Below are 8,187 nucleotides of genomic sequence, written 5' to 3'. Positions count from 1 at the left end.
AGATCGGCGGCGAAATCCGCCAGGGTGATATCGGTTTCATGCCCAACCGCCGAGATGGTCGGTATCCTGGAACCGGCGATTGCGCGAACGACGACTTCCTCGTTGAAACACCATAAATCCTCGATCGACCCCCCTCCCCTGCCGATAATGATTACATCCGCATCGCTATAGAGGTTGAGTTCCTGCACAGCCTGGGCAATATCGACCGATGCGCCGACGCCCTGCACCTGGGCCGGCCGAAGAATGATCCGTACATGGGGCGCCCGGCGGGTAAGCACACTGATAATGTCGCGGACAGCAGCGCCGGTCGGCGAAGTTACAACACCGATAGTAGAAGGATAAAGCGGAATCGGGTGTTTGCGTTCAAAAAGCCCTTCGGCGGCCAGTTTCTTTTTCAGATCTTCAAGTTGGAGCAGGAGTTCGCCGCGCCCCAGCGGCTGCAAGCGGAATACATTGAGCTGATACTGCCCGCTGCGTTCATAAACAGTGAGATTCCCGACCGCGAGGAGTTTCATCCCCTCCTCGGGCTTGAAATCGATTCGCTCACCCTGCCATTTGAACATGACACAGCGAAGCTGGCTGAGATCATCCTTAAGGGTGAAATAGCGATGGCCTGAAGTATGGTGAACATAGTTGGAAAGCTCGCCCTCGACCGCCACGACGGGGAAATTTGCCTCGATCAGTTCCTTGAGATGCCTGGTCAATTCGGTGACTGTCAGGCGGCCGGTCGGCCTTCTCTCATCACCGGACATTTCGGGTTCATTCCACATCATCTTCAAACACGCGCTCGATTGCCAACGCCTTGCCGGTGGAATCATTGATCTCGATAATCACCGCCGAGAATTTGATTCCCTTTTCGGCGGGAGAAAAACGTACGGGAACCTGTTTCATGAGCTTTTGGAGAGACTGCTCGATCCTTACCCCGATCACTGAATCATGCGGACCGGTCATCCCCACATCGGTGATGAAAGCAGTGCCCTTGGGCAAAATCCGTTCGTCTGCGGTCATGACATGGGTATGGGTACCGATTACTGCGGTAACCCGACCGTCCAGATACCAGCCGAGCGCCATTTTCTCGGAGGTCGCCTCGGCATGAATATCCACGAGGATAATACGGGTTTCCTCAGAGAGGCGGTCAATTATATCGTCAGCCACCCGGAACGGATCGTCGATAGGCGCCATGAAAATCCTCCCCTGGAGATTCAATACGCCAACCTTCATTCCGTTCTTTGCTTTTACTATTGTGTACCCCCGGCCCGGGACGCTGGGAGGATAATTGGCGGGACGGAGAATGGCGGTTGACTGGGGGAGAAAATCGTAGGCTTCCTGACGGTCAAAGATATGATTCCCGGAGGTGATCACATTTACCCCGAAGGCGAAAAGTTTGTCGGCGATGTTCATGGTCAACCCGAAACCTCCTGCGGCATTTTCCCCATTTACAACGCAGAAATCAATATTTCTTTCACGAACAAACTGAGGAATGAACCGTGAGGCGGCATGTTTCCCCGGCTGGCCAAAAATATCACCGACAAAAAGTATCTTCACTTGTCCTCCTACCTGGCATATTGAACCGAACGCATTTCCCGTATGACAATTACTTTGATCTGGCCCGGATAATCAAGGTCTTTCTCGATTTTTTCCGCAATGTCATAGGCAAGCTGATTGGCCTGGGCATCATCGACAATATCGGTGTTGACCATAACGCGGATTTCACGGCCGGCCTGAATGGCATACGTCTTTTCCACACCGTTGAAAGAATCCGCAAGCTCTTCCAGGCGTTCCAGGCGCTTGACGTATGATTCCAGGTCTTCCCGCCGCGCGCCCGGACGGGCGCAGGAAATGGTGTCGGCCGCTTGAACAATAGCGGATAGAAGGTAGGCCGCTTCCTGATCTTCGTGGAGAGAGGCAATGGCATCCTGAATGAACTCGTTCTCGTTATACTTCCTCGCCAGCATCAGACCTATTTCCGTATGGGTGCCCTCCATATCATGATCGAGAGCCTTTCCGATATCGTGGAGAAGCCCTGCTCTCCGGGCCGTCTGCACATCAAGACCGACCTCGGTGGCCATGAGACCGGCAAAAATGGAAACCTCGATGGAATGCTGAAGAACATTCTGGCCATAGCTGGACCGATAGTTCAAACGACCGAGAAGCTCGATGAGCTTGGGATGGAGATTGTACACCTTGCATTCCAATGCGGCGTTCTCTCCAAGCTCAATAAAGGAAGCCTCCACCTCGGCTCTCGACTTTTCCACAACTTCCTCGATCCGTGAGGGGTGAATACGGCCATCGGCTACCAGTTTCTCCAGTGACTTTTTTGCGATTTCACGGCGTATTCGGTCAAAACCGCAGAGAATGACGGCTTCCGGGGTGTCATCCACGATGACATCCACACCGGTGGCCGTTTCAAATGACCGTATGTTGCGGCCTTCACGGCCTATGATACGGCCTTTCATTTCATCGTTCGGCAGGGGAACCACGGAAACGGAAGATTCGACGGTATGCTCTGCCGCACACCGCTGGATGGAACGTATCACGATCTCCTTGGCTTCCTTCTCGGCGTCGCGGATGGCCTGGTCGCGGATATCCTTGGCCAGTCTGGCGGCCTGGATTTTCACCTCTTTTTCCAGATTGGCCATGAGAAGCTCTTTTGCCTCATCGGCTGTCATTCCGGAAATATGCTCCAGCTTCTCATTCTGTTCCACGAAAAGCTGATTCAACTGCTCGGTTTTCACCCGCAGCGACTTTTCTTTGGCGGCGATTTCCCGCTCCTTTATAATAATATTACGTTCCTTGGCATTGAGAATATCTACCTTCTTATCCAGCTTCCGCTCACGGTCGTGGAGGAGCTGTTCCAGCTTTTCGATTTCCTGACGGGTATCGCGGGTTTCCTTCTCGAAGCGCGTCCGCTCCTTATACCATTCATCCTTTGCATCAAGAACAGCGGCTTTTTTGATGTTTTCCGATTCACGCGCTGCATCTTCGGTAATCTTTTTGGCATAGGCTTCCGCGTTGTTCATTTTCGCATGATTGACCTTGTTCGCTGCAATCCATCCCAGGATAAATACTCCCAGCCCCACTACCAGAGAAACAAAGACAACGATAATAATCACTGTTATACTCATGATATCTCCCCCTGAAACCTCATTGTATCATCCAGACAAAAAAATCCACCGTATGGTTCAACAAAAGTTCTCACAGAACTCAGTGAATCACGAACGGTGGCTAAGGTAAATAAAAATCAAAAACAAAATCGATTTCTCAATCAGCCTTAAAGCTCTTTATCAAAAGTTTTCCTCGAGAACCAACATTAATTTATTTAATTTTCGATCTACTTCAGCGTTTTTCTGTTTCTCGCTGAAATATTCATCCGCTATGACAAGCGCCGCCAGAATTTCGGGTTTAAGATGAGGAGGAAGTTTGATCTTGGAGGATATACTCAAAATTTTTTCCTCAACATACCGTGCAAGATTCTGCATGTATTCTGAATCGGCATCGCTTTTGATGGGGTATTCCTCCCCCATGATCTTTATTAATGTGGTTTTATATGATTCGTTCATACCGGACTACTTTGAAGAGCTTTTGTCTCAAACGTTCGTGATCACATCAATGGTATTCCGTGCTTCAAATGCATCTATTCTTTGAATAATCGCTTCTATGTGTTCCTTAATTTCATGCTTCCTGGCAGTAAAATCGCGGAAACCGTGTTCCGTCTGCTTATATTTCTCTATGGTAAGCTGGAGATTCAGTATGGTTTCCCTCGCCTTTCGGAGTTCTCCGTCCGCCGTTTCCACCTTTCTCTTAAGGCTGTCCCTATCTTCCTTGAGCTGTCGGTATGCTTCAATTATCTGTAAAACAGAACGTTCCAAACGGTCGCTTGCTTCCATTATCTCATACCGCTATCTGATAACCACTTTGCAAAGAAAGAATCGATTTCTGCCACTATTCTTTCTTCTTCTCTTTTACGTTATACATTTTAAGGTATTATGTTAAGCTTGTCAAGAAAAACCTTATGCCATATATCGACAAGGCCCTCTTCCCCAAAAACTCACCCAAGTGGAAAGAGGGCCTTTACTTGCACTGACTTTTCAAAAGGAATGGTTCACTCATCAGGCTTAGCTGACAGCCATAGCCATGTCTAAAATTGCCTTGAAGGCTGCGCTGTCTCTTACTGCCAGATCGGCAAGCATCTTGCGGTTCAGCCTGATATCACTCTTGGAGAGGGCATCGACCAAAACAGAATAGGATACCCCGTTCAGTTTGGCGGCGGCGTTGATCCTCGCTATCCAGAGGCTGCGAAAATCTCTCTTGCGCTCTTTTCTCCCCCGGTAGGAATAAACCAGGGCGCGATCCAGGGTCTCCTGAGCGGTCCTGAAAAGTTTGGAGCGCCCCCCCCGGAAACCTTTGGCCATTTTTAATACTTTGTTCTTCCTTTTTTTGGAAGCCACACTGGAAGATACTCTTGGCATCTATTTTTCCTTCCTTTACAGGATCATATCCTTGATACGCTTTTCATCTGCTGATGTAAGGAAAGCGGGGCGACGGTAATTCCGCTTCCTCTTGGTGGATTTCTGTTTCAGAAGATGACTGGCATAAGCCTTGCCGCGTTTTACCCGGCCGCCTGCAGTCAGCCTGAAACGTTTCACCGCTGATTTAACAGATTTCATCTTGGGCATTGAAAAATCCTTTCACTCTATATAGACTGGTGTAATCAGTAAAATCAATGTCCGATACTGCTTCAGGGCACCGTATTTTTCGAGTTTCCGTTAATAGAACATTATAAAATAATACAAAAAGGCCTGGGAATCAATCCCAAAAGGCCTTTTTTGTCACAAAATACATTTTTTTTATGTCTTACTTCGGGGCCACAATCATCATGAGATTACGGCCCTCGGATCGTATACCGGATTCTATTACCGCTTTTTCCTCAAGGGCCTGGGTAACCTTCTTCAGAACGCCTTCCCCTATATCTCGATGCAAAGCCTCGCGACCACGGAACACGAGAGTAAATTTTACCTTGTCCCCTCGCTGCAAGAACTCTTCAGCATGTTTCATCTTGAAATTGAAATCATGCTCTGAAATCTCCGAACGCAGCTTAATTTCCTTGACATGGATGACATGACGATGTTTACGGGCAGTTCTTACCTTCTTCGATATCTCATACTTGAACTTGCCATAGTCCATGATACGGCATACCGGAGGTTTGGCGGTCGGCGAAACCTCAACCAGATCAAGGTGCGCCTGATCTGCCAGCCGCAAGGCTTCTTCAATGGGAACGATGCCCACCTGTTTTCCCTCTCCGTCAATCAACCGTATAGGTGAGATTTGAATCTGTTCATTTACTCGGACTTTTTTCTCGTTGATAGGGAAACCCTCCTCTATAGTGTTTATCAATCCCGTGACTTTTCGTCGTTTTCCCTGCGAATACGGGTTATGATCTCTTCTTCCGGTAGTACGCCGATATCACTCTTCCCGCGCTTACGCACCGATACCGTTCCGGCATTCACTTCCTTTTGTCCGATCACCAGCATGTAAGGAATCTTCATTTCCTCGGCATCGCGAATCTTCCGATTTACCTTCTCGTTTCGCCGGTCTAATTCGACCCTTATTCCCGCCGCCCTCATCCGCTCCGCCAAAGCTGCGGCATAATCGTGCTGGGCATCGGTTATCGGCATGATACTGACCTGAACCGGCGAAATCCAAATAGGAAATGCGCCGCCGAAATGCTCGATCAGCCCGCCAACAAAGCGTTCCATGGAACCGAGAACCACCCGATGGATCATCACCACTCGGTGTTCCAGACCATCATTCCCCACATAATTTATGTCGAAACGATCGGCGAGGTTAAAATCAACCTGAATGGTCGGTCCCTGCCACATCCTGCCGAGAACATCCCTGAGCTTGATATCAATTTTGGGGCCGTAGAATACACCCTCGCCCGGATCGATGATATACTTCGCATTGTTTTGTTCAAGGGCTTTTTTCAGAGCAGCAATAGCATTATTCCAGGAATCATCGTCTCCCAGGGATTTTTCAGGTCGAGTCGAAAGATATGCAGTATAATCATAACCAAATATTTGCAGTATTTCAACAACAAAATTCAGAACTCCCCTGACTTCATCCACCACCTGCTCCGGAGTACAGAAAATATGCGAATCATCCTGGGTAAATCCACGGACGCGCAGAAGGCCGTGCAATACTCCCGAACGCTCATACCGGTAAACCGTTCCCAGCTCGCAGAGGCGCAGGGGAAGCTCCCGGTATGACCGCATCCGCGATTTGAAGATTTTGATATGCCCGGGACAGTTCATGGGTTTCACATAGTAGGGAGTGCCATCGACATCCATCGGTGAATACATGTTTCCGGCGTAATTCTCCAGATGCCCGGAGCGACGGTAAGTCCGCTCCGAAGCTATGTGAGGGGTAAATACGAGATGGTATCCCCGTTTCCGGTGTTCGCTGCGCCAGTAATCCTCGATAATATCACGGATCAATGCGCCGTTCGGGTGCCAGAGAATCAGCCCCGGGCCGATTTCATCGTCCACACTGAACAGGTCGAGTTTGGCGCCGAGAACACGGTGGTCGCGCTTCTTTACCTCCTCCAGCCAGACGAGCCGTTCGGAAAGCATCTTTTTATCCGGGAACGAAACGCCGTAGATACGCTGGAGCATACGGTTTCTCTCGTCTCCCCGCCAGTAGGCGCCCGCGGTGTTCAGGATATTGAATGCCTTGATCATTCCGGCTGCGGGAATATGAGGGCCACGGCAAAGGTCGGTGAACTGTCCCAGCCGATACAGGCTCACTGGCACCCCATCCCCAAGCTCGGAGGCGATCTCCATCTTGTAGGTTTCGCCCTCGTCACGGAACAGGTCCATTGCTTTTTCACGGGTCGTATCCACCCGAACGAAAGACGGATTTTCATCCACCACCGCTTCCATCTCAGCTTCAATTCTCTGGATGTCCTCTTCAGTGAACGGTTTCTCCACATCGAAATCATAGTAGAATCCGTCATCTATCGACGGGCCGATGGCAACCCGCGCCTGCGGGAACAGCCGTTTCACCGCCGCCGCCATGACATGGGCGGTTGAATGCCAGTACACCCGGCGTCCTTCTTCATCATCAAAAGTCAAAAAGGTCACGGAAACATCGCCCGGAACCTGTCGTGTCAAATCATACAGGCCGCCATTCGCCCTGGCGGCGAGAACCTTGCGGGCAAATCCCTCGCTTATGGACTTCGCCACATCGAGAAAAGTTGAATTCTCCGGGAATTCCCTTGTGCTCCCATCAGGAAATGTAACAATCATGCACATCCCTTTCGCGCATCTGCTATGCAAATAAAAAAGCGCACCCTGTCACAAGAGGGTACGCGATATATGACGGATTGGATCATGGTCTTTTATTCTTCCCCACATTTGACAGAACGCTGTATCAAATGATTAAAGTGTATACGTAAATTAGGGAAAGTAAACATATATGTCAAGCGGTTTTTAGGGTAAGAGCTGTGAAGTGAGAGCGGTTTTGAATGGTGAAAAAAAAATTAACTGACAGTCGGTCGGTATTTAAAAAGCTTTCCCCTATTGCAGAGGTATTTCTCTTTTATCACAGCAACACTTCGTTGCAGAAAGTGTTATCGGAACCTTCCGTTGCCTGTCCGGGACATTGCCAAGCTTTTTCGGATGGGTGAAACCCGACCGGGTGCTTGTGAGATATGCCAAATTTTCCTTGCCCGCAGAGGCATTTCGTGCGATACTATAAGCGTTGGACATCTTAGCGGCATATATCAGGTTGCGCCGAATTCAAGACAGAATTGAACGTCGTAGATAAATATTGAAAACTTACACTTACATTCCGCTACATCAAGGATAAGAGAATGCTAGAAATCGAATCCATACTAAAAACCCATAAAGACGTCCTCGCTGCACGTTTTCATGTGAAGTGCATCGGTGTTTTCGGGTCATATGCCCGCAATGAGGAGACCCGGGGAAGTGATGTGGATATTCTTGTCGAATTTTCGGAACCGGTCGGATGGGAACTTTTCGATTTGAAGGATTATCTTGAAGAAATACTCGAAAAGCCGGTGGATATAGTAACAAAAAACGCATTGAAACGGCAATTGAGGAGTAGAATACTGGAAGAAGTGCGTATGGTATGACAAAACGAGATTACCGGCTGTTCATTGAAGATATT

Annotated in this window: 10 protein-coding genes; 1 reads left to right on the top strand and 9 read right to left on the bottom strand. The window is 49.1% G+C overall.

The genetic code is table 11. The features are described from left to right. From xseA to thrS, 9 genes are all read right to left on the bottom strand, one after another. Positions 1-752 (bottom strand): exodeoxyribonuclease VII large subunit (gene xseA, locus Q8O92_07025; GenBank protein ID MDP2983063.1); only part of this gene is annotated, 752 nt, incomplete at its 3' end. Between the two features lie 7 nt (positions 753-759). After that, a complete protein-coding gene (locus Q8O92_07020) occupies positions 760-1,545 on the bottom strand; it encodes a TIGR00282 family metallophosphoesterase (protein MDP2983062.1) in 786 nt (261 codons plus the stop codon). Positions 1,546-1,553: 8 nt separating this feature from the next. Then, on the bottom strand, positions 1,554-3,125 hold the full coding sequence (rny, locus tag Q8O92_07015) for a ribonuclease Y (protein ID MDP2983061.1): 1,572 nt from the start codon (positions 3,123-3,125) through the stop codon (positions 1,554-1,556). Positions 3,126-3,284: 159 nt separating this feature from the next. Further along, a complete protein-coding gene (locus Q8O92_07010; GenBank protein MDP2983060.1) occupies positions 3,285-3,560 on the bottom strand; it encodes a cell division protein ZapA in 276 nt (91 codons plus the stop codon). A 27-nt stretch (positions 3,561-3,587) separates the two neighbouring features. Beyond that, positions 3,588-3,887, bottom strand: a complete 300-nt coding sequence (locus Q8O92_07005; GenBank protein ID MDP2983059.1) for a hypothetical protein — start codon at positions 3,885-3,887, stop codon at positions 3,588-3,590. A gap of 228 nt (positions 3,888-4,115) precedes the next feature. Beyond that, complete coding sequence (rplT, locus tag Q8O92_07000) at positions 4,116-4,469, bottom strand: 50S ribosomal protein L20 (GenBank protein MDP2983058.1); 354 nt, start codon at positions 4,467-4,469, stop codon at positions 4,116-4,118. A gap of 15 nt (positions 4,470-4,484) precedes the next feature. Continuing rightward, on the bottom strand, positions 4,485-4,676 hold the full coding sequence (gene rpmI, locus Q8O92_06995) for a 50S ribosomal protein L35 (protein MDP2983057.1): 192 nt from the start codon (positions 4,674-4,676) through the stop codon (positions 4,485-4,487). Positions 4,677-4,854: 178 nt separating this feature from the next. Then, complete coding sequence (gene infC, locus Q8O92_06990) at positions 4,855-5,364, bottom strand: translation initiation factor IF-3 (GenBank protein ID MDP2983056.1); 510 nt, start codon at positions 5,362-5,364, stop codon at positions 4,855-4,857. A gap of 26 nt (positions 5,365-5,390) precedes the next feature. After that, positions 5,391-7,304, bottom strand: coding sequence for a threonine--tRNA ligase (gene thrS, locus Q8O92_06985; protein ID MDP2983055.1), 1,914 nt, complete (start codon positions 7,302-7,304; stop codon positions 5,391-5,393). Positions 7,305-7,870: 566 nt separating this feature from the next. Between thrS and Q8O92_06980 the strand changes: the two genes are divergently transcribed. After that, complete coding sequence (locus Q8O92_06980) at positions 7,871-8,152, top strand: nucleotidyltransferase family protein (GenBank protein ID MDP2983054.1); 282 nt, start codon at positions 7,871-7,873, stop codon at positions 8,150-8,152. Positions 8,153-8,187 lie beyond the last annotated feature (35 nt).

This window comes from Candidatus Latescibacter sp. (assembly GCA_030692375.1).
GTDB lineage: Bacteria > Latescibacterota > Latescibacteria > Latescibacterales > Latescibacteraceae > JAUYCD01.
This window is presented reverse-complemented; position numbering and strand designations above follow the sequence as displayed.

Excerpts from the sequence above, each read along its gene's own strand:
- rny (MDP2983061.1), bottom strand. The coding sequence starts at position 3,125 with ATGAGTATAACAGTGATTATTATCGTTGTCTTTGTTTCTCTGGTAGTG.
- Q8O92_07010 (MDP2983060.1), bottom strand. The coding sequence starts at position 3,560 with ATGAACGAATCATATAAAACCACATTAATAAAGATCATGGGGGAGGAA.
- Q8O92_07005 (MDP2983059.1), bottom strand. The coding sequence starts at position 3,887 with ATGGAAGCAAGCGACCGTTTGGAACGTTCTGTTTTACAGATAATTGAA.
- rplT (MDP2983058.1), bottom strand. The coding sequence starts at position 4,469 with ATGCCAAGAGTATCTTCCAGTGTGGCTTCCAAAAAAAGGAAGAACAAA.
- rpmI (MDP2983057.1), bottom strand. The coding sequence starts at position 4,676 with ATGCCCAAGATGAAATCTGTTAAATCAGCGGTGAAACGTTTCAGGCTG.
- thrS (MDP2983055.1), bottom strand. The coding sequence starts at position 7,304 with ATGATTGTTACATTTCCTGATGGGAGCACAAGGGAATTCCCGGAGAAT.
- Q8O92_06980 (MDP2983054.1), top strand. The coding sequence starts at position 7,871 with ATGCTAGAAATCGAATCCATACTAAAAACCCATAAAGACGTCCTCGCT.